Consider the following 24,857-nt stretch of genomic DNA (forward strand, 5'->3'; position numbering starts at 1 on the left):
ACCAGACTCATCTAATCCACCAGCCGCCACGTCCCCAAAGGGCGCAAACGAACGGGCCTCAAGGCAACGGCGCAAAGCTCCCACCGCCCTCATTCCACCGAAACCCCGGAAACGTGCAGTCCTTGAAAGCAATCCGCAGTTGCTCCCCCTCACCCTGCAACTGCAAGGTATCCACCCCCTGATTCGGACAGCCCGGTGCCGCGATCGCCAGGCTCACCAGCAACTTGCCGGTGGCCCTGTCCATCACCTCCACCGTCGTGATCCGCTGATCATTGCCCGGCATCGGCACCTGGAAATACCAGCGTTTAGTGGAAGCACTCTGCAACAGCGTGGTGACCGGCTGCGGCCACGAGCGATCCGAATCCACCAGGCCCACCAGCTTCAGCGCAATGGGCAAGGTCTTGCCCGTGCGATAGCTGGTCCAGGTGCCGCGCACCTGCTCCTGCTGGCGGGAGTTCAGCAAGTCATTGAACTGCAAACGCGCCACCGGCAAGCCCTGCTCGTCCAGCTCATCCATGGCCAGCGTCTTGTTGCTGTAGCTGAAGGTCGGCTTGAGGCGGATCGGCGTGCGATAGCGCTGATAGGCATAGGTGCCCTGGTAGACCGCATTCTGGCTACCCAGGGTCAAGACAATCGCCTGCTTGCCCAAGGTCCCCTCATACACCCCATGGGACGCCTGCGCCGGCAACAGCCACAGCGCCAACACCAGCACCGCCAGCCCCCGAGCAAAATCAAACCCACGCATCAGAAACGCTCCTCGCCCGACGACAGATATTCCAGACGCTCAGGGGTGATCACCCGGTAATAATCCCAACGCCGAGTGCGCTGGTCGTAATTGATGAAGTCCTGCTTGCTGAACTCCATCTGCCCACTGGGGGAAAAGCGCAAATCACCGTCCGCCGCGAACTGCTCCAACTGCGGATGGCGCCGATAGGTCCGCAGATCCCGGTTGTACAGGTAATACTGCGTGGGCGAGCACCACACCCGGCCATCCGCCTCCCCCACGCGATAGCCCTGGACCTGAAAGTCAATCCGCGCCTCGTCATGAAAATGCCCGAAGGTCAGCGTCCTGGTGCCCACGGACGACAGACACCACTGCCCGCCAATCTCCTGCACCCGCTTACCGGTGGCCCGGCTGATCACCCGGATACTGTCCACCTGCGCCACTTCCTCCCCGGCCTTGCGCGCGGCATGCACACTGAAATAGAAATCCCGATCGAACACCGGCTGCAGCAACTCCCCCTCAAAGGCCTCCCGCTGACTGCCACCAAAACGCGTCACCCGCTGCAACTGCAACGGCTGCTGCGTGCCCGTGCGCAAATCCACCAGACTGCCCTGCAACGCCTCTGCCCCCTCGGCGAACGGCTGCAACGACACCGCCGTCGCCGGCAGGGTCGGGTTGTCCATGATGTTGATCAACAGCGCGGAGCCAGGGTGGAAAGGGGTGGACTCCAACGCCATGGGCAAGCGCTCGGACTCGGAAAACCAATAGCCGGACATACCGCCGCCGTATTGGGAGTCGTAGGTGAGCGCCAGTTCAACCGGGGTGTCGCCGAGGGTGCCGCGGTAGGTGGTGGTGGGGTTGGCTTGGGCGGTTGGGATCATAAGCCCGAGGCCGAGCAGGAGTGCTGAGGTCAGGCGGAACAGGAGGTGTGGCAGGTGACGCTGTTGGCCAGCCCTTGTTTGTGGACTGCTGCCAATGGGCTGGGTCATGCCTGCGTTCCTTGCGGTGGGGAAAAGGGGCGCAGGATAGCAAAATCGATTGAAGGTCAGATGGATTTGCCGAGGCCTGACCCGATTCTGAAATTGTCCAACAGGCTGTTGGACAACTGCCTTGGGGCCACAATCTGCTGCTGATCACCAAGCTGAAAGGCCCATACAGCTAGTGTCAGGCACAGCGGATATGAATTCCCTGAAGAGTTCAGTCGGTCCTTACTCGCAATAGAGACCGTTCCTACAGAAGCGCCATTGTCCCGGACCTGCCCTGTCCCTATAGTTTTCTCGTTCGCTGAATTTTGTCAGCGGCAGGGTTTCGCAGCCCAACAGAAAAGTCGAACTACACCGTCCAAGCCAACTCAGGCACACTTCGCCTGCGTTTCGTTTTATGGCGGCTGTACGTGGGAGACCTCCGGGTCTGCCGGGTTTGTTCTTTTCCTCGGTCTGCGAACCCGCGTACAGCTGCCACCCCGTTGATTCGCAGCAACAGGTGGCAACTTTTCTACTCTTGAAAAGGATGACGCCATGAATACTCAAGATCTGTCCGAACGATTTATTCCTATGACCCCAATCGCCAGCGATGGGCCAGTGCTGTTTATCGACAGCCAAGCGCCGTTGGTGGATTTGCATGCGTGTGCAAATGAACGGTTGGTGACTGCGCTTGATTATCTGAATCTGATGGCCTGCGCTACGTTGCGAGATGCGAGCGACAAGGACCTTGGCACCGTGACCAACACTGCAAGATCACTGATGCAAGATGTACGCGATGTGTTGGCGGTGATTCAAACGCGGGCTTTTAGCCTTTAAAACAATAAAAAAGCCTTAAAGCCATGAAGTCGGGCTTTTTTATTGACAACTAATCTTTTAAGGAAGATACCATTCGACCATACTTCTAATATACATAGGAGCATCGTAAATTGTACTTTTAAAAACTATATCCGACTCCGAAATAGTTCGAATATAAGGAGTGATTTCAGCCACTTCCTCAGGAGGGAACCCATAGCGCATTAACAACATATGCATAGCATCATTAGTGCCAAACCTCAGAAGTTCAATCATTTTATCTGCGCGACCATCAGAGCTCTCCCCCTTATATATTTTGAAAGCCGCGATAAAAACATCAGATAGAGAAAACGAAATAACTTGATCCATATAGTCATAAGTATCAAAAACAATTGCATCATAGCTAACTTCTCGAGCAGAAGTACCCAACTTATATAATGAGAAGGTATTTTTCAGGCTACTATCGGGCAACTTATTTGCCGGCTGAGAGAATTCAGCCTCCCCTCTGCGACCTTCACTGCGGCGAGAAATATAGCTGTAACGGATACCTACAATTTCTTTAAATGATCGCCCCTGAAAGGTCTGCAGTAGAATTCCTATGGCGTTCTGAAATACTGCCATTTCTCCATTAAACAGAGGCCGTCCTAGTGCCCCCTCGAAAATAACCAGAAAATAATTATTTAATTTCTTTTTGTTATCAGAATTCTCCGCACCATAAAGCACATCCTTGAAAGACATTCCAGGTCTGTAGAGAATATTCAGTATACTAACAACCGCATCAAGAACAACCGTAGAAGACAGGCGATCTATTTTAGAACTAGGCAAATGAAGTTCATCATCAAAAGTTCCATCCTTAATAGAGTCCAGCAATTCAGCTGCGTCATCATCCTCATCGTACGGCAAGTCAACTACGGACTTTTCATTCAATTTAAAGCCATGATTAATTCTCTCGATAAAAAGCTGGGGATTTCGAGTAAACACATAACCGTAGTCAAACTTGGACTTGTTTGACAGTCGCCCTGCTCTTCCAATTAAATTCTTGAAGGACAATGATTTTTCCTCATCCCCCTCACCTTGAAAACGCATATTATCCAGCCAAACAATATCAAAGGGCATATTTACCCCTTGAGCTAATGTACTAGTTGCAAAGCAAATTTTTGCAAACCCCGCACGAATAAAATCCTCAACCATAAATCGAACTTCAAGCGGGACCGACCCATGGTGGATTACAACGCCCTTCCAAAGCAACTCAACCATTCTAGAGCGATGATCTTCTTTATTAGCCCCGAGTAGATTCTCTACTGCGCCAATTATTTTTTTAGCTTCCGAATTCTTTATCGTGGGGAAGCTTGCTACATATCCCTCATATCCATCCAGAAATGTTCCGTTGTAGATCGATGCTTTCGAAACATATATTAATATTGAATGATCACCATTAAATGCAAAGCGATTGAATCCTCCACTAAACTCTACACACCCTCTAATCCTATGACCATTTTCATCGAAAGGTGAGAAAACATAATCCCGGCCATTCTGATGTTGAAAAACACAGACCTTTCCCACTGTTCCGTGTGTATAAGATCTAGCGTAACCATTCTCCAAAGGTATTCCATGCTTTTTAAATTGTGCATCTGGGTTATCAACAAAGGGATGCGCAAAAATTAGCCTAGCAACTGGAAATGTCTTTTGAATACGCCGAACCAACACATCAAAAACAATGCCCCGGGCGCGATCCTCAGAGACATGAGCCTCATCGAAGAAAAAAACACCAACATTTAGCTTACCGCTCGAGACGAACAAGTCTCTTGCTCGCTCCGGTGTAAGTACAAATATTCTTCGTAATTCACGACTAGTAAAAACAGCATCAACAAAAGGAGTTATCATGACTTTTTTATCACCATGAAAACGCTCTTTCATAGTATTAATATATTCAGCAATCAATGCCCTAGAAGGAACCACTACAACAGCATCCCCCTCTTGCTCCGCAATAAAGTCTCGAATCGAATACGACTTGCCGGCGCTAGTTGGAGCAGAAATAGAAACAAATTGCTTATCATCAACGGCGCGCCTAACACTTGCCTGGACCGGAGTCAAATACTTTCCATATAAGCTTTTGTGAGCCTCACCAATCGAACCTAAGAGGAATGAGTAAAGATTCTCCGGACTTACAACTTTATAAAATAACCCTAGAGCTGAAATTATTCGTTCTTCGAGCAAGCTAAAATCTTCGGGGTGATAAACACAATAACAGCTTAGCGTTTCAAGAATATCTGAACTTATCGGACCATGGCGATGAAGCTCATCAAGCACAGAAACCAGATCTCCATATGGGTCACTACTGTCCCTGATTTTTCTAATTTTCATGAGTCACCCCAACCATATATACAAAACCGATTTTTCTTTCGCTAGCGAATTTAACAGCCCTCTTCAACGCATTCTTATAAACAGTTAGCGGGTCTTCCGCATGAATTGAAAATGCTGCAACGACACCATGAAGATTGCTATTCAAATTCTGAATACTGGCCGGCGACGCCAAGTTAACCAAGTGCACCCAATCTCTTTTATGTTTCTTAGCTGTCAAAAACTCCCCTGCCTGATCTAGAGCACGACCATAAGAGGTGCTCCCTGACGAATACTTCGCCTCACCAAAATTTAGATAATCGGCACTACACACACTATGAAAATCAAAACCCTCATTTTGTTTCGCTTGAGGCTTCCACAATTCAGCAATAGGAATTAGTGTATGTCTAAACAAAACTTCTAAAGACTTAGCTGCCCCCATAGACACCATGAGCTCACCAAACTCATCTATAACACTACCAGCCTCTTCCGCTGCTTTAAAAATGTTGATCAGCAGATCCGCAGTTTCTTGCACTGTGTATTCATAAGCCTCTCTAGCCCCCTCATCCAACTCCACCATCCAAGACGTATCCACAACAGAAGAGGCAAGCATTTTTGATATCTGAGATATCTGTGAAACATGAACATGACAGAGCTTGACAGATTGCACCCCCGTCGAATCGAGCACTTCGGTAAATTCACATCCCCAAGACGCATCAAGAATCGCTTGCCCGTAACTTATGGTCATATAAACACCTTCAAACAAAACTCGAGCCGGATGAATATACCCAACTATTTCTGATCAGATGGTTTTCTAGATATAAGGCAAGGAGAAAGGAACGAAAACTAAAGAGAAATTCGCACCAAGCAGCAGAGATGCTAGAGAAGAAAGAAGAGCTTGCGCATTGTTTATGTGAAGCTTCCGGAACACCGATCATCCCGACCACGATTGCTAATCCTTGCATTGGCACATTGCCAGTAGTGGGTAAAAGCTAACGCGTGTCGTGCGTCACGTAAATAGGGAAAGTGATTAGATCGCTAGTTTTTCTGGAGCGTAAGAGGGATAAATAGCTGAACGCTACATTTTATGGGCTTCTCAGGTTTACGGGGCACGACCGCAGACGATGAATAGTGCTTAGGATTTATCTGCTACAAACCGATCTTCGCCGAGCAACCCGGCAATGGAGAAATGCGGTATGAGATCACCTCGATGCGTTAGTTTGCACGGTAGACACTGAGCGCACCGATCTCCGAAACACCACCATCATGAACCTCAATCACCTGCTGGAGAAAAATCAGCTCGCGGCAGGTACCTGGCAACCTTCAACGACAAACTCTGAGACAAAGATCTGTCGCTACGCCAAGGTACGATTTTCGTTACCACACTTATTGTCACAGCAAGTTCAACCAAAAATTGGACTGAGTGAGAGCGCATAGTTGGTGCAAAACTACTAACATCCGACTTTTTTGAAGCATCCTAAAAACATCTACTTGGCAAAAGATATGAAAGACCAAACTAAAGCCCCCCCGAAATATAAAATGTAAACCTTTACACCTATTCAGTCTAACCCTACTAACTTCCCTGGCTCAAACCCATGAGTATTAAGATGCCAATCAAAATACTTCTGGCTCTTCGTCGCCCACTCTTTCACCTCTCTTCCAACCACACTTTCCACATAACTCGCCGTTGCAGCAGTCATCTCCCGAGAAGGGTGCTTGATCACCTTGCCGTCCTTGACGGAGAGATAACCATGCTCGAACAATGGATCGCAACCGAGTCGGCACATAGGAACAGCAATATTCTTGATATCAAGCTTTTCCTTCTGACTGCAGACGGAGCGTTTTTTAATATGTGCGGCAACTAGTAGATGGCGGGGATACTCATTAAGGCAAATACAGCAACGGCCAGTGAGTTTGCCCTGGAATAAGTGGCGAACGATGTATTTGTGCTCAAGACGCGTAGGTCTGTTGGCCATTCCGTCTGTTGATTGATCCTCGATATCCTTTTGCGCCTCTTCAAGGCTCACTTCGTTATCGGCATAGTCGTGATCGAGACTGGGAAAGCGCTCCAGGATCGCGGCGCTTTGAGCGGCATCGTAACGATAGAAAGACCTGTCATGTCGACTGTTGATATGCGCCTGAATAGCTTTGAAACGGATAGCCTGGTGGCGTACGTCGGTGACGAAGTAGATATTCTCCCAGGTGCTTTCATTTTCTTTATCCGCCCAGCCCCAGAGCTTCAACGCCAGATCGCGGTTGTGAGTTCGATGGGTAAAGCAGGCACTAACAGTAATGACCGTCTTGGTATTGAAGATCACCGTGTCTCCTGGCTCTGCGGCGAGCCAGGTATTTCTGGTTCGAGGCGAAGCAAGTCCCCAGATAAACAATTTGCCATCCGGGAAGGCTGCGAGGAGTTCAGCTTGCAGTTCAGGCTCAAGTAAATCTGCAATTTCGCTGAACAGCACAGGGTTAAGGATCGTGGTCTGCAGGTTCTTGCGTGCGACATCATCCGAGCAGGGCTGGTAAATCACTCGAGCCGTCATTCGCCCCTCCTCGAATATTTGACGGCGTTCCCCTTGGCCTCTGCTACTGGGTACTTCTCTGCGTTGAGCTGCAACTTCGCCTGCGCAATGGCTCCAAGATCGACATTGAGTCGATCAGCGAGCCGTACCAGATACAACAGCACATCGGCCATTTCTTCTTCGATAGCCTGCAAAGCTTCGCTCGATAGGGCGTTGAACTCGCTTTGCTCGGGAGTCAGCCACTGGAAACGCTCAAGGAGTTCTCCGGCTTCACCGGACAAGGCCATGGCCAGGTTCTTGGGAGTGTGGAATTGGTCCCAGTCACGTTCAGCAGCGAAGGTGGCTAGTTCCGTCTGCAGAGATTTCAAGACGTCCATGAGAGGAAAATCGCGTGTATAGCTGTAGGAAGTGTGACGGTAGCTTGTAAGGATTTTCCTGTCCATATTCGGTCAGTGACGGCCCCCTTGTAGGGACCGCTACTAATGTCATGGCTGCTTTGGACGTTCTTTTTTTGAGATCGATAGAGCTTAGGCAGCCGCCTTCGCTGGCAAGCCAGCTCCTACACGGGCTGGCGTCAACCGATGGCCGTGCGGTGTCAGCGAACGTTGCGGTACAACATCAACCGCGCCCCCTCATGCATCCCCCGGGTCAACTCCAGCAACCGTTCAAACTCCTGCGGATGCTCCTGTGCCACATCCTCTCGCGGTGTGTTCGACGCTAGGTCATGCAAGGTCGCGCCACTGCCGTCGTGCTGCATCTGCAACAAAAAGTCCTTGGTCACGCCGCCAATCACCGGAAAGGTCCCTTCCCTCAATACCAGCGGCACCACCCGCTCCCCTTCCGGTGCGGGCTGTTGAATGTCCCGCCCCATGGCGCCATTGGTGAACGGCATCCCTGCCATGCCAGCCACGGTGGGCAGCAGGTCGGCGAGGCCGACGGCTTCTTCGATCACTCTGGGCTGCAACATCCCCGGTGCATGGATCAGCAGCGGTACGTTGTTGCTTTCCAGCCCCAGCTGTTCAAACGCGGGGGCCATGTGGGGGATCTGGCTGATGCGGGTGTTGTGGTCGCCGAAGAACACGAAAATCGTGTTGTCGTAGTAGCCCCCCGCTTTGGCGATCTCCATCAAGCGGCCGATGTTGAAGTCCAGGAGGCGCACGGCATTGTATTGCGCAAGGCTCCGGGAACCGGCGGCCTGGACTTGTTCCAGGGGCAGGTCCTGGGCTTGGAAGCCATCGTTGTCCTTGGGAATGGTAAACGGGCGGTGGTTGCCGGAGGTTTGCAGGTAGGCGAAGAAGGGTTGGTCCTGGGGGATGGCGCGCAGCAGGCGGTCGCTTTCCTTGAACAGGTCGAGGTCGGAGATGCCCCAGACGTCCACCAGGGGCGATTGCCAGTGGCGTTCGTCGTACAGGCGCACGTTGTCGATGCTCTGGCGGATCAGGCCGTTGATGTTGGCCCAGCCGGCGTTGCCGCCGATCAGGTAGAGCTTGTGGTAGTCGCTGAAGGCGTTGATCAGGCTGTGTTGGCGGGTGATCAGCGGCTGGCGGGTGGCGGTCTCTTGGCGGGTGACGTCGGGCACGCCGGTGATGCTGGCCCACACGGTCTTGGCGGTGCCGGTGACCGGGACGTAGAAGTGTTTGAAGAACCAGCTCTGGCTGGCCAGGCGGTCGAGGTTGGGGGTGGGGTTGAGCGGGTTGCCGTAGGCGCCCACGGCGCTGGTGCCGAGGGATTCGAGCATGACGAAGATGACGTTGGGCGGCCGGGGGCGGTCGATGCGGTACGGCTGTACGCCTTGTTGGCGGGTGAAGTTCAGGCGCTGTGGGTCCGGGTGGTCGACGCCGAGGTAGCGGGCCAAGGCCGGGTAGTGTTGGCGCACCTGGGCTTCGTCGTACTGGGCTTGGCCGGCCTTGAGGGTGTCGTAGAAGAACAGCACGGGGTTCAGGCCCAGAGCGGCGATCTGGCTGTTGCCGGAGAAATAGGCGTCGCTCCAGCGCAGGGGCACGGGGTTTTCCAGGTTGAGGTTTTCCACCCGGCCCAGCAGGCCGAGGAACACGGCGGCAATGCCCAGGGCACTGACGCTGGCCAGGGACCAGCGGCCCAGGGGTTGCGCCGGGCGGTCGAGGGTCAGGCGTTCCAGGCGCAGCAAGGCGTAGCAGCACAGGCTCAGGGCGCTGCCCCAGGCGAGGACGATCCACAGCACCGGGTAGCTTTCCCAGAGCATTTGCCGGGAGATCTGTGCGTCGTCCAGGTAGCGCAGCACGGTGGCGTTGATGCGCACGCCGAGGTAGGCGTAGTGGCCGAAGTCGATGATGTACAGCAGCCCTACCCCACCCAGCACCAGCAGCAGATAGGCCCGGGCCAGCCAGCGCAGGGCCGGCAGGCGCAGCAGGTTCCAGCGCGGCAGCCAGGCCAGCAGGGCCAGGGGTAGCAGTAGCAGCAGGGTCAGGCGCAGGTCGAAGCGCAGGCCGATACCGAGGGTCTGGAGGATGGCCTCGCGCTGGTCGGCGGCGCTCAGGTCCACCCCGGAAAACCCCACGGCGAACAGCAGCCGCAGCAGTGCCAGCAAGCCGAATACCAGCCCGATTGCGCCCACGCCGTAGCGCAGGCGGCGTGATTGCAACCCGCCCATCATTGACCTCTGTGTGGTGTTGTCGAAGGCCGCGGCGCGACCGGTTGGTTTACCCGGCAAGGGGCTGCCCGCGGCTGCGCTGGTTGACGCGGCGCCACAGCCACAGCAGCAGCCCGCCGCTGCCGGCGATCAGGCAGTAGCCCGCCAGCAGCGGGTCCAGCAGGTAGTCCCAGTAGTTTTCCGAAGGCTTGAGACGCAGGGCGAAGGCCAGGGTCCCGGCCGCCAGCATCAGCACCCCCAGCAGGTTGCGCTGCCACAGCAGCACCAGCGCCGCCAGGCCCATCAGCACGATCATCGGCCGTGGGTTGTAGCCCCAGCGGTAGGGGTCGAAATAGGTCAGGCCCAGGGTCGCGGGGTACAGGCTCAGGGTCAGGCCGATAAACAGCAGCAGGACCTGCACCCGGTGTTTGGCTGGCAAGGGCGCAATCACCCCCAAGTGCCGCAGGCTGACCCAGCCCAGCAGCACCAGGGTGCTGATGGCCAGATCATCGGTGAAGCTGCGCACATAGGCCGCCAGCGGCAGCTGGTTCAGCGGGATGAAGCTGACCAGGGCCAGCACGGGCAGCAGCCAGGGGCGCCAGGGCGCGGTCAGGCGCAGGCTGCCAAGCAGCACAAAGCCCAGGAGGATAAAACTCAGGTGGGCTTGCCATAGGGACAGCATCACAGGCGCTCCGCCAGCCACGCCGCGTTGAAGCTGACGTGCTTGATAAAGGTGTTGTTCCAGGAATAGACCAGGTGGTACAGGCCGTCCGACCCGCGACTGAAGTAGGGGTACTCGTACTCGAAGTCGCAGCCCTGGGGCTTGCACACCCGGTAGTCGAGGTTGCTCAAGAAGCGCTGTTCCAGGGGCTGGCGCCGGGCACCGCTGGAAGCGCGGAAGCCTTCACCGATGATGTCCTTGTAGGCCTCGTGGGAAAACGGCTGGCCCAAAGGGTCGGGGGACTGGTCCAGTTCCACCAGGGGGCGCCATTGGCTGAGGCCGGCGTCGGTGCCGTACAGGCTGAGTCTGAAGCGCCCGTCCTGCAGGTCGTTGAGGGCCACCAGCAGGCCCTGGTCGTCGGTGCCCACCGCCGCCAGCGACGAATTGGGGTTGGACGGTTGCAGCGGATACGGCTCGCTCCAGGTCTGCCCGGCGTCTTCGGTGCGGCTGGCCAGGACCTTGTGGTGGGTGTCGCCGGCGTAGCGCAGCATGGCCACGGCGCGGCGTTCGTCCAGGGGCACGATGGTCGGTTGCAGGGAGTGCTTGCCGCGGCTGATGCGGAATTTGTCGATCACCGCGCCGTCGGCGCTCAGGTACAGGTACTCGGCGAACTTGCCCATGAACTCGTGGTACACCGGCAGGCCGATGGCGCCGTCGGCATGGAACACCGGCGCGGCGCGCACCAGGGTGCTGATGTTGAAGAACGGCGAGGTCACCAACTGCCGCGGCGCCGACCAGCTGCGCCCCAGGTCGTCGGAGACCATCAGGTTGATGGCGCTGGTGGCCCAACCGCCCACCGACACCGAAACGTAGAACATCCACAGGCGCTGGTCCGGGCCCAGGGCGATCACCGGGTTGCCGAGCTTGCGGATGTAGCGCCCGGTGCCGTCACGGGTCGATTCGCGGGTGGCCAGCACCTGCTCGGCGCCCCACTCGCCAGTCTTGGCGTCAAAGCGTGCGCTGCGCACTTGCACATCGGCGGCGCCCTCTCGGGAGCCGGCGAACCACACCGCCATCAGGTCGCCGCCGGGCAAGGCGGTCACCGAGGACGAATGCACGAAGTCATCCAGGTCCGAGGAGACGAAGCGGCTGTTGTATTGCGGCGTACTGTCGGTCGTAGCCGTATCACTGCTGACCGCAGCCTGGGCAAACGGCGCCAGTTGATGAGGCGGATGGCTGCGCCAGGCGGCGATAAAGACGGCGGCCAAGAGCAGACTGCTGCAGATGAAGCTCAGGCGAAAGGACAGCGCACGCATAAAGGAGCCCGTGGCAAGTGCCGGTTGGGAACAAGGGAAAACGTCAGCGCCGCTCAGGACCCGGCAAGGGTCGGCGGCGGCCGGTGAGCATCGACAACGGCAGGTTGTCGCGCACTTGGAAGCTTTCAAAAATCGCCGCGCACACATGCAGCAGCACCAGGCCCAGCAGCACATCGGCGCTGGTTTCGTGCACTTGCAGCGGCCAGTCGGCGCCCCACAGGGCATCGACCTCCTCCATCAAGAAACCGCTGACGCCGATCAGCACCAGGGCCAGCAGCATCAGCAGCATCACCAAAGCCCCGAGGGGTGAATGCCCCAGGCGGTGCTCGGGGCGCCCGGCCCACAGCGAGCGCAGGTGCCGCGCCAGCCGGGCCCGGGTCGGCCAGAAGTCGGACCAGCGCGCACTGCGCGGCCCGACAAATCCCCACAGCGTGCGCAACAGCAGCCAGGCCATGGCGTAGTAACCCAGCCAGACGTGCCAGTCGTCACCGGCTTCATTGAAGAAGTAGTTGCCGATAAAGACCCCGGCGATGGACAGGTGAAACAGTCGCACCAGCGGGTCCCACAGCCGCAGGGACGCGTGCGGCATCAGCCTTTGATCTCGGTCTTCACTGCCTTGCCGGTCACCGGGTCGTGGTAGATCTCGACCTTGCGCTGGTCCTTGTCGAAGCCGTAGATCTCGTAGCAGTTGCCGTCGGTGACCTTGAACTTGCTGATCTGGTAGCCCTGGGCCTTGAGCTGGTCCTGGAAGGCTTGCGGGTCTTGCCATTGCGAGCGTTCGGCGGTGGTGCATTGCGGGCCGGCGATGGCCAGGGGGCTGGCGAGAACCAGGGACAGCAGCAGGACTTTGCGCATAGAGAAACGCTCCGGTAAGGGGGGAGATTGCACTGTGCAAAACCAAGCTTAGTGAAAGCTTAGTTGGCAACGCGCGGTAACATTTTCCCCGCCTAAAACCCCTGCCGGCAGCCCCTGGCCGGCGTCATCATGCGCCCCTTCCCTGCCCCCCGCCCAACCGAGAACACCCCATGCGCCTGCTGCTTGTCGAAGATGATCGTGCCCTCGGCCAGGGCATCCGCGTGGCCCTGAGCGCCGAAGGCTACACCCTGGACTGGCTGCAGGATGGCGCCAGCGCCCTGCATGCCCTGCGCACGGAAAGCTTCGACCTGTTGCTGCTGGACCTGGGCCTGCCGCGGCTCGACGGCCTGGAATTGCTCCAGCAATTGCGCGCCGCCCGCCAGGACCTGCCGGTGCTGATTCTCACCGCCCGCGACGGCACCGCCGAGCGCATCGCCGGGCTGGATGCCGGGGCCGACGACTACCTGGTCAAGCCCTTCGATGTCGAGGAATTCAAGGCCCGGGTCCGCGCCCTGCTGCGCCGCAGCCAGGGTCGTGCCCAGCCGCTGCTGGAGCACGCCGGTATCTGCCTCGATCCGGCCAACCAGCAGGTGCACTACCAGGACGCCGAGGTGGTGCTCACCCCCATGGAATACCAGTTGCTGCATCAGCTGATGGTGCGCCCGGGCAAAGTGGTGACCCGCGAACGCCTGTCCCGGGCGCTGTACGGCTGGCAGGACCGGGTCGAGAGCAACACCCTGGAAGTGCTGATCCACAACCTGCGCAAGAAGCTCTGCAGCGAGCTGATCCGCACCGTGCGCGGCGTCGGTTATGTGCTGGAGCTCAAGCCATGAACTCGGTGCGCACGCGGATTCTGCTGCCGGTCCTGGTCCTGGTGCTGCTGGGGGATTTGCTGATCAGCTGGCTGGTGCTGCGCGACAGCCACCATGAAATCGAAGAGGTCTACGACGCCCAGCTGGCCCAGAGCGCGCGGCTGCTGCAAGGGGTGCTGCGCCAGCGCGACCCGGCTCAACAGACGGACGCGGCGGACTGGGAACGCCTGCACCAGGCCTTCGACCAGGCCATGAGCCGGGTCGGCGTGGACGGCGCCGCCCACCCCTATGAAACCCGCCTGACCTTCCAGGTGTGGCGCGACGACGGCCAGTTGCTGATGCGCTCCGCCGAGGCCCCGCTGCTGGACGCGCCGCCCACCACCCTGGGGGCCCACGACATCCTGGAAAACGGCAAGGACTGGTGCGCCTTTCTCTTGGCCGACCCGCAGCAAGGCCTGCTGATCTGGGTCGGCGAACGGGATGACATTCGCCAGGACCTGATCCAGCGCATCGTGCGCCATACCCTGTGGCCGACCCTGATCGGCGTGCCGCTGCTGGCGCTGCTGATCTGGCTGACCATCGGCTGGGGCCTGGCGCCGCTGCGGGCCATGGCCCGGGCCATTCGCGGGCGCAGCAGCGACACCTTGCAGCCGCTCGGGCTCAAGCCCCTGCCCCAGGACCTGGAACCGATGCAGACCGCCCTCAACCAGTTGTTGGCCCAGATCGACAGCCTGCTGGAACGCGAGCGGCGCTTTATCGCCGACGCCGCCCATGAACTGCGCACGCCCCTGGCGATCCTGCGGATTCATGCGCAGAACGCCCAGAGCGCCGGCACCCCGGAACAGCGCCGGGAGGCCCTGGACTTTCTGGTCAACGGCGTCGACCGCGCCACCCGTATCGCCAGCCAGTTGCTGACCATGGCGCGCATCGAGCCACAGCTGAACAGCCCGCGCCTGAGCCGGGTCGATCTCAGCGCCCTGGTGCGCGAAGAGCTGGCGGAACTGACGCCTTTGGCCCTGGAGAAAGAGGTCGAACTGGTGCTGGAAGGCGAAGAAGGCTGGCAGATCGACACCGACCCGGTGGCCCTGGCCATTGCCCTGCAGAACCTGGTGACCAACGCCCTGAACTTCGCCCCGGCGGGCAGCGAAGTGCGGGTCGGCCTGCGGCCCCAGGCCGATGGCGCGATGCACCTGTGCGTGGAAGACGCAGGACCGGGTATCGACGAAAAGGATCGCGGACGTTTGCTGGAGCGTTTCTACAGCCAGGGCAACGCCCATGGCGCTGGGCTGGGGCTGGCGATTGTGCAGATGATCGTCAGCAAGATCGGTGGCCGTCTGGAATTGCGCAATCGGCCTGAGGGCGGGTTGTGTGCGTTGTTGCGGCTGGGGCCGGTGCTTTAGTCGGCGGCGCAGAGGGACTATTCTGTGCGCCGCTCGGGAATGGGGGTGGTCTGGCGGGCGTCTTCGCTGGCAAGCCAGCTCCTACACAGGCAGGCACCATCCCTCGTAAGAGCGGGCTTGCCAGCGAAGGCGATCTCGCGCCCCCCTCTCCAGCCACATGCAATGACAATCAGGGAGATACCCATGGCCATGCCGGAACGGCTGAAACCAACACCACCGACGCCGAAAACAAATGCGTTGATGAAGGACCTGCTGGAGCAGATCCTCGACCGGATCTGGGACAACCAGGGCCGGGAAAGCCCCGAGATCAGTGCGCTGATCCAGCAGTGGAACAGCCACGCCGGCCGGCCTTTCGAGTTCCACGAGTTTCTCGTGATGCACAGCCATACCAGCGCGGAGAACTTTCTGCGCACTGCCTTTCATCAAGAGCGCTACGTTGACGACCTGAGCTTCGACGAAGCGTGTGCCCTGGCGGGTTTCATCTGTCAATGCGAGGGCACGGAGTCTGATATGGACTACGCCTTGAGCCTGCTGGAAACCAACTTCCCCGAGGCCAATGCCTCGGACCTGATCTTCTGGCCCAACGAGTGGTTTGGCGAGCCGGACATGTTGCAGGTGGACATGACTGCGCCGCAGATCATCGGCTATCTGATGGGCAAATCCTCGCGGCAGTTGCCGGACGCCCCGCCAATCGACTTGCCCTACCCCATGCCTGTAAACCCTTAGCGGCGACGGAGACGGTCGCCGCTAAGGGCGGAGGATTGCCCAGCCATCAGAAACCGGCCCGGTGAAGTCTCACCGGGGTATCGCAGCGTCTGGTTTAGCGAGCGCTTTGCGCCCGTGCGCAGCCTGCGGCAGCGGCTACAGGGTTGCGTGAGCGCCGCACTCAGCAGCGTCCCCCTGCCCTCAAAGGTTGCGCACGACATTCAACGCCGCGCTGCTCTGCGCCACGGGCATGATTTCGATGGAGTTGATGTTCAGATGCTCCGGCTGCTGGGCGATCCAGCACACGGTGTTGGCGATGTCCTCGGGGCGGATGGCTTCAACATCCTTGTACAAGGCGTGCACCGCTTCCATGTCGCCGTTAAGCCGCACCACCGAGAAGTCGGTGCCGGAACACAGGCCCGGTTCGATGTTGGTTACCCGCACCCGGGTGCCGGCCAGGTCCGCGCGCAGGTTCAGGCTGAACTGTTTGACGAAGGCCTTGCTGGCGCCATAGACGTTGCCGCCCGGATAGGGATAGGTGCCGGCAATCGAGCCGATGTTGATGATCAGCCCGCTGTTGGCCTCGACCATGCGGGGCAGGACGCGCTGGGTAATCAGCGCCAGGCCGGTGATGTTGGTGGCGATCATGCGCTCCCAGTTTTGCGCGCTGCTTTGCTGGGCACGTTCGATGCCCAGCGCCAGCCCGGCGTTGTTGACCAGCAGATCAATGGCCAGGGACGCCTCATGGATCTGTTCCACCGCCCGTTCCAGGGAGGTCTTGTCGGTGACATCCAGCTCCAGGGCGATGAAGTTCTCACCCAGCTCCTGCTCCAGGCGCTGAAGCTTGTCCATGCGCCGCGCGCCACCGATCACGCGATAGCCTTCGGCGATCAGTCGGCGACAGATCGCTTGGCCAAAGCCGGCCGAGGCGCCGGTCACAAATGCGGTTTTCATGGGTTTCTCCTTTGTCTGGCGATCAGGCCAGGTATTTCACGCCGAGGCTGGCGAACAGACACATCATCGAGAGCACCAGCACCTTGCGCACCACGTCGTTGCCCTTGCGAATGGCCAGGGCACTGCCCAGGTGGTTGCCCAAAATGTTGCAGGCCACCAATGGCAGGGCCAGCAGGTAGATCACCTTGCCGGCCATGATGAACGCCACCAGGGCGCCGATGTTGGACGCGAAGTTGAAGGTCTTGGAGTTGGCCGAGCTGGAGACCAGGTCCATTTTCAGCAGGTAGTGAAAGGCGATGATGAACATGCTGCCGGTGCCCGGGCCGAAGAAGCCGTCATAGAAGCCGATGACCAGGCAGGTCAGGGGCACCACGGTAAACAGCATGGCATCGGACAGCACGTGCTCCTGCACGGGCCGGTCCTTGGGGGTGAGGAAAATCAGGATGCCGAAGGGGATCAACGCCAGGATGATCTTGCCCACGGTTTCCTGCGAGATCGACACAATCAGGTGCGCCCCCAGGTAGGCACCGAGCAGGGAAAACGGCACGCCGACCAGCGCCACTTTCCAGACCATCTTGCTGTTGACCAGAAAGTTTCTGATCGCCGCCAGGGTGCCCAGGGTGCTGACCAGCTTTTCCTGGCCCAGCGCCACCTGCGGCGGCAGGCCCACCAGCAAGAATCCCGGTACCAGGAACAGCCCGCCCCCGCCGGCAATGCTGTCGACAAAGCCGGCGACGAAAGCAATGGCGCCCAGCAGCAGAATCGCCAATACCCAGTGTTCAGCCCAATAGGCTCCTAACAGTTCCATAGCGTTACCCCACGAAGAAAAAAAGAATCAGCAAAGGACTTCATACAGATGGTCGGCTCGCGCAAAGCGCACGCGGTTCAGGTCATTGACCGCAAACACGCGCAACAGCCAGCGGTCGGCGCCGTCGTTTTGCGGCTCGAAACCGTCCCGAGCGTGAAGCACTCGCTGGTTCTTGAAGATCATGAAATCCCCGGGCAGCAGCAGGTGCGGTTCATCGAAGCGACGGGTTTCCAGCAGCGTGCGCAGGGCATTGAGCGCCAGCTCGGCGGTGGCGTTCATGCCGTAGGTGTTTTCACTGTCGAAACGGCACAGCCACTCGTTGGCCGCGCCGCGCACCAACACCGCCAGGTTGGGCGTTGAACGGCGTTGGCTGGCGAACGAGTCCGGGCGGCGCACTTCGAACTGCGGCAGGCTCAGTTCGCGCACGGTGGCCGCCGGCAGTTGCTCGATCACGTCGTCCAGATTGACCAGCGTGGTGTTGATCCGTGGATCGCAACGCATGCCGAAGAACGACAGGTATTCCGGGCAGCAGGAAAGCTCGCCGAGCGCTTCGGAGGACAGCGGCAAGTCCGGGTTGTCGACGTGGTAGGAGAAGCGCAGGCGCGAACCGTGCGAGCTTTTCTGACTGGAAGAAGTGCGTGAAGGAATCACATGGCGAAACAGGCGCCCGTCATTCTCCCCTTCATAGACCACCGGATGGATACCCAGCAGGCTTTGCAGCGAAAGGCTGACCAGGCAGGCGATGGGGGTGCTCTTGGGGCTCAACACGCCGGAGTAAGGCGTCGGCGGAATGTCCCGGTCTCGCGGGCAGTTGCGAATCACCATCGAGGTGATGTCGGGGTCTTCGACAAATGCCCGGATCTGTCGGGTCAGGGCGGCCCCCAGTACATCCTGGGCCTGTTCCTTGAGCTGAAAGTAAATGTCTTTGGTGGCCTCGAATTCCAGAGGCGTCTGACTCAAGACGGTTTGCCATGCGCTGGAAATAACCCACGGCAAGCGGATTTCCAACGTTGCCACGGCCTCGACTGCCTGCTTGTGCTGTGCGCTTTCCATTTCAGTTGAATTCCATAGTTCGATGCGCGTTGCGCCTGACCCGGGAGGCGGCACAACCTGTTGTATTTTTGTGATTCAGCTCACACGACACCCGTGTAATGCCGGGACAAACCCGCCAATGCCTCGATAACATCTCGAAACAACATCGACGTAATCATTGTAATTACACAAATAGACTCGATTCAATTTATTTCTGCCGATCGGCGCTACAGCCCGCGTACACGGCTTTAAAGTCATTGAATTTATTGAAATTTCTCGTGAAAGAAAATTTCAGCGCGACAAAACCGACGAAAAAACTGGGTTACTCTAAAGAATTAAATCGCATCAATTAGGTGCAATATCCTCGATTACCACAGGATTACGCCCCTTCACAGGTTCATGTTAGGCTTGCGTGCTTGTGCAGACTCTGGTGCTTTACCTATGTGGGTTCCTCAATACAGCGGCCACGCGCAGCCGGTTTACCTAATGATTGCCGACGCCCTGGAGCAAGACATTCGCTCCGGGCGCCTGAGCCCTGAAGATCGGCTGCCCACCCTCAAGGAGCTGGCCGAGGCCTTGAAAGTCACGCCCGGCACCGTGGGTCGTGCCTATGACGAAGCGGCCAAGCGCGGGCTGGTGGTGGGGGAAGTCGGACGCGGGACCTTTGTCCTGCCGGCCAAGACCAGGACGGCACCTGCCGCAGCACAAACCGTCGCCGATAGCCACAGCGCGCAGATCGATCTGTCGATCATCAAGCCCAATGACGCCAACGTCGGGATGTGGCTGCGCGATTCCATTGGCGAGCTGGCACAGTCGACCGACCTGAACCGGGTTCTGGACTACGCCACCGATGGCGGGCACGCCGTGCACAAGCAGGCCGGCGCCCGCTGGGTGCAGCGCAGCCTGCCCGAGGCGCGCTGGCAGCAGATCGTGCTCACCAGCGGCGCACAGCACGGCCTGCTGGTGGCCATCAACAGCCTGTCCAACACCAACGACCTGATTCTCTGCGAAGAGCATTGCTACCCCGGGATCATCTCCCTGGCCCACAGCCTGGACAGGCGCCTGATGGGCGTGCAGATCGATGAATACGGGCTGGTGCCCGAGGCCTTCCGCGCCGCGTGCCAGGAACACCGTCCGGCCCTGCTGGTGTGCGTGACCACTCACCAGAACCCGACCAACTCGATCATGCCGCCGGAGCGCCGCGAAGCCATCGCCCAGATCGCCCGCGAATATGATGTGTTCATCATCGACGATGACATCTATGGTTTTCTGGAAACCCACACGATGCACAAGCCGATCTCGGCCTACGCCCCCGAGCGTTCGATCTACCTGACCAGCCTGTCGAAAAGCATCCTGCCGGCCCTGCGCATCGGTTACCTGTACGCCCCGCCCGAAACCCTCTCGCGCCTGTCGTCCATGGTCCGCAGCAGTGTATGGATGCCCTCGCCGATGATGGCGCAACTGGCCAGCAACCTGATCAACAGCGGCACCGGCGAGCAGTTGATCAAGGTCCAGCAGCAAGAGGCGGCGGTGCGCCAGCAAATGGCGCGGGAGATTCTTGGCAACTATCAGATCAGCAGCCAGCCCAACAGCTTTCACATCTGGCTGGTATTGCCCGAGCCCTGGAACTGCGATGAGTTTGCCAACCTGGCCCGCGCCCAGGGGGTCACCGTGGTCAGCGGCAGCCAGTTCCTGGCTCAGCGCACCACGGCCAGCCGCGGCGTGCGCATTGCCTTGATGTCGCCGAGCCGCGCCGAACTGAGCTTTGCCCTGACCAAGCTGGCCAGCCTGCTCGCCTCACCCGAGCCGCGGCTGTTCTACTGACGGGTTCAGGAGCTCAGCCTGCGGCCGCCGGGCTTCAGCCCTGGTCGCCGCCGCCCACCGGCAGCACCGTGCCGGTGATGTAGGAAGCTTCGTCGGAGGCGAGGAACAGGATCGCCGCGGCCTGCTCGTCCATGTTGCCGTAGCGTTTCATCAGGCTGCTGTCCAGGGTCTGGTCGACGATCTGCTGATACCAGGCCTGCTCCTCGGCGCTCGGCTCGGCGCTGTTGCGCGGGATGCGCCGCGGCGGGGCTTCGGTGCCACCCGGGGCGGTGGCGTTGACCCGCACGCCGCGGCCGGCGGTTTCGAAAGCCAGGCAGGCGGTCAGCGCGTTGATCCCGCCCTTGGCCGCGCCGTAGGGCACGCGGTTGAGGCTGCGAGTGGCGATGGACGAGACGTTGACGATGGCGCCACTGCCCTGCTCCAGCATCTGCGGCAAGGCGGCGTGGCAGCACCACAAGGTCGGGAACAGCGAGCGACGCACTTCGGCTTCGATCTGCGCGGGTTCGTAGTGTTCAAAGGGCTTGGCCCAGATGGTGCCGCCGACGTTGTTGATGAGGATGTCCAGGCGGCCGAAGTGGGCGATGCCCGCCGCCATGATCCGACTGCATTCGCTGTACTGCTCCAGGTCGGCGGTCAGGGCCAGGACCGGGTAGCGGGAGCTCAGCTCAGCGGCCAGTTCGAAGACCAGCTCGGAGCGGTCCACCAGCACCACGCGGGCGCCCTCTTCGGCCAGGCGTTCGGCAACGCGACGGCCGATGCCTTGGGCGGCGCCGGTGACCAGGGCGACTTGCTTGTGGAAACGGTTCATGGAAACCTCGTGAATGCAAAAAGATAGGGAGAACACCACCCGACGTAGGCGCCGGCTTGCCGGCGAAAAGGCCCTTGAGCCTAGCAGCGCCCTGCTGGACGCCTTCGCTGGCAAGCCAGCTCCTACAAGACCAGGCTTGCCGCGTGGGACTTCGTAGGAGCCGGCTTGCCGGCGAAAGGGCCCTTGAGCCTAGCAGCGCCCTGCTGGACGCCTTCGCTGGCAAGCCAGCTCCTACAAGGCCGGGCTTGCCGCGTAGGACTTCGTAGGAGCCGGCTTGCCGACGAAAGGGCCCTTGAGCCTAGCAGCGCCCTGAAGGACGTCTTCGCTGGCAAGCCAGCTCCTACAAGACCAGGCTTGCCGTGTGGAACTTCGTAGGAGCCGGCTTGCCGGCGAAAGGGCCCTTGAGCCTTGCAGCGCTCTGCTGGACGCCTTCGCTGGCAAGCCAGCTCCTACAAGGCCAGGCTTGCCGTGTGGGACTTCGTAGGAGCCGGCTTGCCGGCGAAAGGGCCTTTGAGCCTTGCAGCGCCCTGCTGGACGCCTTCGCTGGCAAACCAGCTCCTACACAAGAGTGCAATGCCCTTCAGGCGGCGCTGGCGGCGAACTTCTCGTAGTAGAAATTTGCCGGGGCAATGCCCTGCTCGCGGATGAACTGGCTCACCGCCTCGACCATCGGCGGCGGCCCGCACAGGTACACGTCCACATCGCCCTGGTTGAGATGCACCGGCTCGATGTGCTGGGTCACGTAGCCCTTGCGCGGGTAATGGCTCTCGGGGTTGGCCACGCAGGCGCTGAAGCTGAACTGCGGGATGCGCGCGGCAAAGTCTTCCAGGCGCTCCAGCTCCACCAGGTCGAAATCGTTGGTCACGCCGTAGATCAAATGCAGCGGATGCTCACTGCCCTGCTCGGCGATTTTCTCCAGCATGGCGGTGAACGGCGCCAGCCCGGTGCCGCCGGCCAGCAACAGCAAGGGCCGGCGAATATCCCGCAGGTAGAAGCTGCCCAGGGGCCCGGCCAGGGTCATGCTGTCGCCGGCTTTGGCGAGACCGGTGAGGAAGCTGCTCATCAGGCCGCCGGGCACATTGCGGATCAGGAAGCTGACCTCGCCGTCGCGCTGCAAGGAGCTGAAGGAATAGGCCCGGGTCTGTTCGCTGCCGGGCACTCCGAGGTTGACGTATTGCCCCGGCAGGAACGCCAGCTGGCTCAGGGCCTCGCCCTTGATCGACAGGGCAATGGTGCTGGCGGACAGCTGGCGCACGGCACTGATGCTGGCCTGGAAACTGCCCTGCCCGGCGCGGCAGACCTGGGACGAAGCCGGCACCCGCACCACGCAATCGCTCAAGGCGCGCATCTGGCAGGTGAGGACAAAACCCTGCTCGGCCTCATCGGCGCTCAGGGCGTCTTCGATGTAGTCCTCGCCCAACTCGTAGCGCCCGGCCTCGGCCAGGCACTTGCAGGTGCCGCACGCACCGTCGCGGCAGTCCAGGGGAATGTTGATGCCTTGGCGGTAGGCGGCGTCGGCCACGGTTTCGCCCGGATTGGCGTTGACGAAGCGGGTCACGCCGTCTTCGAAATTGAGTGCGATTTGATGGCTCATGGCAGTCGCCTCAGAGGTGGTAGATATCGACGACCTGGCGAACGTAGTCGTTCTTCAGGATGACTTTCTTGGCCAGGATCAACGGGTTTTCGCCACGCAGGTCGAGGGTGTAGAAGCTGCAGCCGAAGTAACTGTCCACGGTCTTGTAGCGAAAGCTCAGGGTGTGCCAGTTGAAGCGCAGCTTGCACAGGCCGTCGCCCTGCTCCAGCAGCTCGATATTGCTCAGGTTATGGGAGGTGCGGGTGTCGGGAATGCTGGCGCTGGAGCGCTCGGTCTTGATGCGGAACACCCGGTCTTCCAGGCCGCTGCGGTTGCCATACCAGATCAGCGAGATTTCCCGCTGCGGGTCTTCGGTCAGCTGGTCGCTGTCGTCCCAGGACGGCATCCAGAAGGTCGCGTCCGGGGCGTAGAGTTCCAGCCAGTTGTCCCAGTCCTTGTCGTCCAGGTAGCGGGCTTCGCGGTACAGGAAATCGCGCACGGTGTCGTAGGAAACAGTCATTGCACGGCCTCCACCGCGATCTGCCGTGAGGCTTCACGCTCCAGGGCCGCCAGCAGGGTTTGCTGCCAGTACTTGTGCTGCATCACGAACAGGCCTTCGTCCTCGGTGCGCACGCCGCTGAGGATCGGCTGCAGGTCAATTTCTTTCGCTGCGTCGTCCGCTCCCTGGACCCAGTGCTCGGCACCGCGGGACATGTCGTTCCAGGCCGTGCTGCTGCCCTGGTAGCCGAGCTGGCAGGAACGGAACTCCTCCAGGTCGTCCGGGGTGGCCATGCCGCTGACGTTGAAGAAATCTTCGTACTGGCGGATGCGCCGGGCCCGGGCTTCGTCGCTCTCGCCCTTGGGCGCGATGCAGTAGATGGTGATTTCGGTGCGGTCCACCGAGATCGGCCGGGCGATGCGGATCTGCGAGCTGAACTGGTCCATCAGGTAGACGTTGGGGTACAGGCACAGGTTGCGCGAGTTCTCGATCATCCAGTCGGCCCGGGCCTGGCCGAAGTCCCGGGCCAGCTCGTCGCGGCGTTCGTACAACGGGCGGTCCTCGGGGTTGGACCAGCGGGTCCAGAGCAGCATGTGGCCCTTGTCGAAGGAGTAGAAACCGCCGCCCTGCTTGGCCCAGGTGCCGGCGCTCATGGTGCGGATGTCTTCCCCGGCTTCGCGCTGCTTGCGCTGGTTCTGGGTGGCGGCGTAGTTCCAGTGCACCGAGCTGACGTGGTAGCCGTCGGCGCCGTTCTCGGCGGTGAGCTTCCAGTTGCCTTCGTAGATGTAGCTGGAGGAGCCGCGCAGCACTTCCAGGCCGTCGGCGGACTGGTCGACGATCATGTCGATGATCTTCGCCGACTCCCCCAGGTGCTCCACCAGGGGCAGCACGTCGGGGTTGAGGCTGCCGAACAGGAAGCCGCGATAGGACTCGAAGCGCGCGACGCGGGTCAGGTCGTGGGAGCCGTCGCAGTTGAAGCTGGCCGGGTAGCCGGCGGCGGCCGGGTCCTTGACCTTGAGCAGCTTGCCGGTGTTGTTGAAGGTCCAGCCGTGGAACGGGCAGGTGAAGGACGCCTTGTTGCCGGTCTTGTGCCGGCAGAGCATGGCGCCGCGATGGCTGCAGGCGTTGATGAAGGCATTGAGTTCGCCGTTCTTGTTGCGCGCAATGAACACCGGCTGCCGGCCCATGGTGGTGCTGTAGTAGTCGTTGGGGTTGGGGATCTGGCTGTCGTGGGCCAGGTACAGCCAGTTGCCTTCGAAGATGTGCTGCATCTCCAGGTCGAACAACCGGGGGTCGGTGAACATCTCCCGCTTGCAGCGGTAGACGCCCTGGTCGGGGTCTTCTTCAAGCAGGGAATGCAGGTATTCGGGTCGCAGGGACATGGCCGCCGCCTCCATTGTTTTTATTCAGGCAGGGCCATGCTAGGACGGGGGTTGGCGGGGCAATAGCCGATGCGTGCAGACCTGTATCCGTTTTCTGCAGATTGCCTTGTAGCCGCTGCCGTAGGCTGCGAACGGCCCGAAGGGACGCAAGGATCTCAAGGCCGCTAAAGGTTCGGCTGGCGATCGCCAGGCAAGGTCCTGCGGACCTTTTCGCAGCCTCGCACGCTCGGCAGCGGCTACAGGGGTGTAGCCGCTGTCG

The 24,857-nt window shown here is 59.6% G+C and carries 23 protein-coding genes; 5 read left to right on the forward strand and 18 right to left on the reverse strand.

Going from position 1 to position 24,857, the window contains the following annotated elements:
* Window positions 1–58: 58 nt before the first annotated feature.
* Both POS17_RS19455 and POS17_RS19460 read right to left on the reverse strand, forming a co-directional pair.
* Complete coding sequence (locus tag POS17_RS19455; protein WP_060840085.1) at window positions 59–745, reverse strand: hypothetical protein; 687 nt, start codon at window positions 743–745, stop codon at window positions 59–61.
* On the reverse strand, window positions 745–1,713 hold the full coding sequence (locus POS17_RS19460; RefSeq protein WP_060840086.1) for a hypothetical protein: 969 nt from the start codon (window positions 1,711–1,713) through the stop codon (window positions 745–747). Before POS17_RS19460 ends, POS17_RS19455 begins: the two co-directional genes overlap by 1 nt.
* Window positions 1,714–2,241: 528 nt before the next feature.
* On the opposite strand from POS17_RS19460, the gene POS17_RS19465 reads away from it, so the two are divergent.
* A complete protein-coding gene (locus tag POS17_RS19465; protein WP_060840087.1) occupies window positions 2,242–2,523 on the forward strand; it encodes a hypothetical protein in 282 nt (93 codons plus the stop codon).
* A gap of 57 nt (window positions 2,524–2,580) precedes the next feature.
* Here POS17_RS19465 and POS17_RS31155 read toward each other — a convergent pair whose 3' ends face one another.
* From POS17_RS31155 to POS17_RS19505, 9 genes are all read right to left on the reverse strand, one after another.
* Window positions 2,581–4,863, reverse strand: a complete 2,283-nt coding sequence (locus tag POS17_RS31155) for a DEAD/DEAH box helicase (RefSeq protein WP_082729916.1) — start codon at window positions 4,861–4,863, stop codon at window positions 2,581–2,583.
* Window positions 4,853–5,587, reverse strand: coding sequence for a hypothetical protein (locus POS17_RS31160; protein WP_082729917.1), 735 nt, complete (start codon window positions 5,585–5,587; stop codon window positions 4,853–4,855). Before POS17_RS31160 ends, POS17_RS31155 begins: the two co-directional genes overlap by 11 nt.
* 811 nt (window positions 5,588–6,398) lie before the next feature.
* Window positions 6,399–7,382 carry a hypothetical protein gene (locus POS17_RS19475; RefSeq protein WP_060840089.1) on the reverse strand — a complete coding sequence of 328 codons (984 nt, stop codon included), beginning with the start codon at window positions 7,380–7,382 and terminating at the stop codon, window positions 6,399–6,401.
* Entirely contained in the window at window positions 7,379–7,738 is a 360-nt protein-coding gene (locus POS17_RS19480; RefSeq protein WP_060841984.1) for a nucleotide pyrophosphohydrolase, read from the reverse strand. The genes POS17_RS19475 and POS17_RS19480 overlap by 4 nt, the downstream gene beginning before the upstream one ends.
* Window positions 7,739–7,956: 218 nt before the next feature.
* Window positions 7,957–9,990 (reverse strand): LTA synthase family protein, encoded by a 2,034-nt coding sequence (locus tag POS17_RS19485; protein ID WP_060840090.1) that lies wholly within the window; start codon window positions 9,988–9,990, stop codon window positions 7,957–7,959.
* A gap of 49 nt (window positions 9,991–10,039) precedes the next feature.
* Window positions 10,040–10,651 carry a hypothetical protein gene (locus tag POS17_RS19490; protein ID WP_060840091.1) on the reverse strand — a complete coding sequence of 204 codons (612 nt, stop codon included), beginning with the start codon at window positions 10,649–10,651 and terminating at the stop codon, window positions 10,040–10,042.
* Window positions 10,651–11,946 (reverse strand): sialidase family protein, encoded by a 1,296-nt coding sequence (locus POS17_RS19495; RefSeq protein WP_060840092.1) that lies wholly within the window; start codon window positions 11,944–11,946, stop codon window positions 10,651–10,653. The genes POS17_RS19490 and POS17_RS19495 overlap by 1 nt, the downstream gene beginning before the upstream one ends.
* 43 nt (window positions 11,947–11,989) lie before the next feature.
* Entirely contained in the window at window positions 11,990–12,535 is a 546-nt protein-coding gene (locus tag POS17_RS19500) for a cytochrome b/b6 domain-containing protein (RefSeq protein ID WP_060840093.1), read from the reverse strand.
* Window positions 12,535–12,801, reverse strand: a complete 267-nt coding sequence (locus tag POS17_RS19505; protein WP_060840094.1) for a PepSY domain-containing protein — start codon at window positions 12,799–12,801, stop codon at window positions 12,535–12,537. Before POS17_RS19505 ends, POS17_RS19500 begins: the two co-directional genes overlap by 1 nt.
* Before the next feature lie 170 nt (window positions 12,802–12,971).
* On the opposite strand from POS17_RS19505, the gene POS17_RS19510 reads away from it, so the two are divergent.
* From POS17_RS19510 to POS17_RS19520, 3 genes are all read left to right on the forward strand, one after another.
* Window positions 12,972–13,634: a response regulator gene (locus POS17_RS19510; protein WP_060840095.1), complete on the forward strand. Its 663-nt coding sequence runs from the start codon at window positions 12,972–12,974 to the stop codon at window positions 13,632–13,634.
* On the forward strand, window positions 13,631–15,013 hold the full coding sequence (locus POS17_RS19515; RefSeq protein ID WP_060840096.1) for an ATP-binding protein: 1,383 nt from the start codon (window positions 13,631–13,633) through the stop codon (window positions 15,011–15,013). Before POS17_RS19510 ends, POS17_RS19515 begins: the two co-directional genes overlap by 4 nt.
* Before the next feature lie 183 nt (window positions 15,014–15,196).
* Window positions 15,197–15,739: a hypothetical protein gene (locus POS17_RS19520; RefSeq protein ID WP_060840097.1), complete on the forward strand. Its 543-nt coding sequence runs from the start codon at window positions 15,197–15,199 to the stop codon at window positions 15,737–15,739.
* A 180-nt stretch (window positions 15,740–15,919) separates the two neighbouring features.
* Here the strand turns inward: POS17_RS19520 and POS17_RS19525 are convergent, their stop codons facing one another.
* The 3 genes from POS17_RS19525 to POS17_RS19535 are packed head-to-tail and all read right to left on the reverse strand — an operon-like array spanning window position 15,920 to window position 18,440.
* On the reverse strand, window positions 15,920–16,672 hold the full coding sequence (locus POS17_RS19525) for an SDR family NAD(P)-dependent oxidoreductase (protein WP_060840098.1): 753 nt from the start codon (window positions 16,670–16,672) through the stop codon (window positions 15,920–15,922).
* Between the two features lie 22 nt (window positions 16,673–16,694).
* Complete coding sequence (locus POS17_RS19530) at window positions 16,695–17,480, reverse strand: sulfite exporter TauE/SafE family protein (RefSeq protein ID WP_047305291.1); 786 nt, start codon at window positions 17,478–17,480, stop codon at window positions 16,695–16,697.
* Window positions 17,481–17,507: 27 nt separating this feature from the next.
* A complete protein-coding gene (locus tag POS17_RS19535) occupies window positions 17,508–18,440 on the reverse strand; it encodes a TauD/TfdA family dioxygenase (protein ID WP_231978974.1) in 933 nt (310 codons plus the stop codon).
* A 513-nt stretch (window positions 18,441–18,953) separates the two neighbouring features.
* On the opposite strand from POS17_RS19535, the gene POS17_RS19540 reads away from it, so the two are divergent.
* Window positions 18,954–20,336: an aminotransferase-like domain-containing protein gene (locus POS17_RS19540; RefSeq protein ID WP_060840100.1), complete on the forward strand. Its 1,383-nt coding sequence runs from the start codon at window positions 18,954–18,956 to the stop codon at window positions 20,334–20,336.
* A gap of 34 nt (window positions 20,337–20,370) precedes the next feature.
* Here POS17_RS19540 and POS17_RS19545 read toward each other — a convergent pair whose 3' ends face one another.
* The 4 genes from POS17_RS19545 to benA all read right to left on the reverse strand — a co-directional run bounded on the left by POS17_RS19545 (window position 20,371) and on the right by benA (window position 24,598).
* Window positions 20,371–21,144: a 1,6-dihydroxycyclohexa-2,4-diene-1-carboxylate dehydrogenase gene (locus POS17_RS19545; protein WP_060840101.1), complete on the reverse strand. Its 774-nt coding sequence runs from the start codon at window positions 21,142–21,144 to the stop codon at window positions 20,371–20,373.
* 580 nt (window positions 21,145–21,724) lie between these two features.
* A complete protein-coding gene (gene benC, locus POS17_RS19550) occupies window positions 21,725–22,738 on the reverse strand; it encodes a benzoate 1,2-dioxygenase electron transfer component BenC (protein WP_060840102.1) in 1,014 nt (337 codons plus the stop codon).
* A gap of 10 nt (window positions 22,739–22,748) precedes the next feature.
* A complete protein-coding gene (benB, locus tag POS17_RS19555) occupies window positions 22,749–23,237 on the reverse strand; it encodes a benzoate 1,2-dioxygenase small subunit (protein WP_060840103.1) in 489 nt (162 codons plus the stop codon).
* Window positions 23,234–24,598, reverse strand: coding sequence for a benzoate 1,2-dioxygenase large subunit (gene benA, locus POS17_RS19560; RefSeq protein ID WP_060840104.1), 1,365 nt, complete (start codon window positions 24,596–24,598; stop codon window positions 23,234–23,236). Before benA ends, benB begins: the two co-directional genes overlap by 4 nt.
* Window positions 24,599–24,857 lie beyond the last annotated feature (259 nt).

The sequence above is a fragment of the Pseudomonas sp. Os17 genome (assembly GCF_001547895.1).
Taxonomy (GTDB): domain Bacteria; phylum Pseudomonadota; class Gammaproteobacteria; order Pseudomonadales; family Pseudomonadaceae; genus Aquipseudomonas.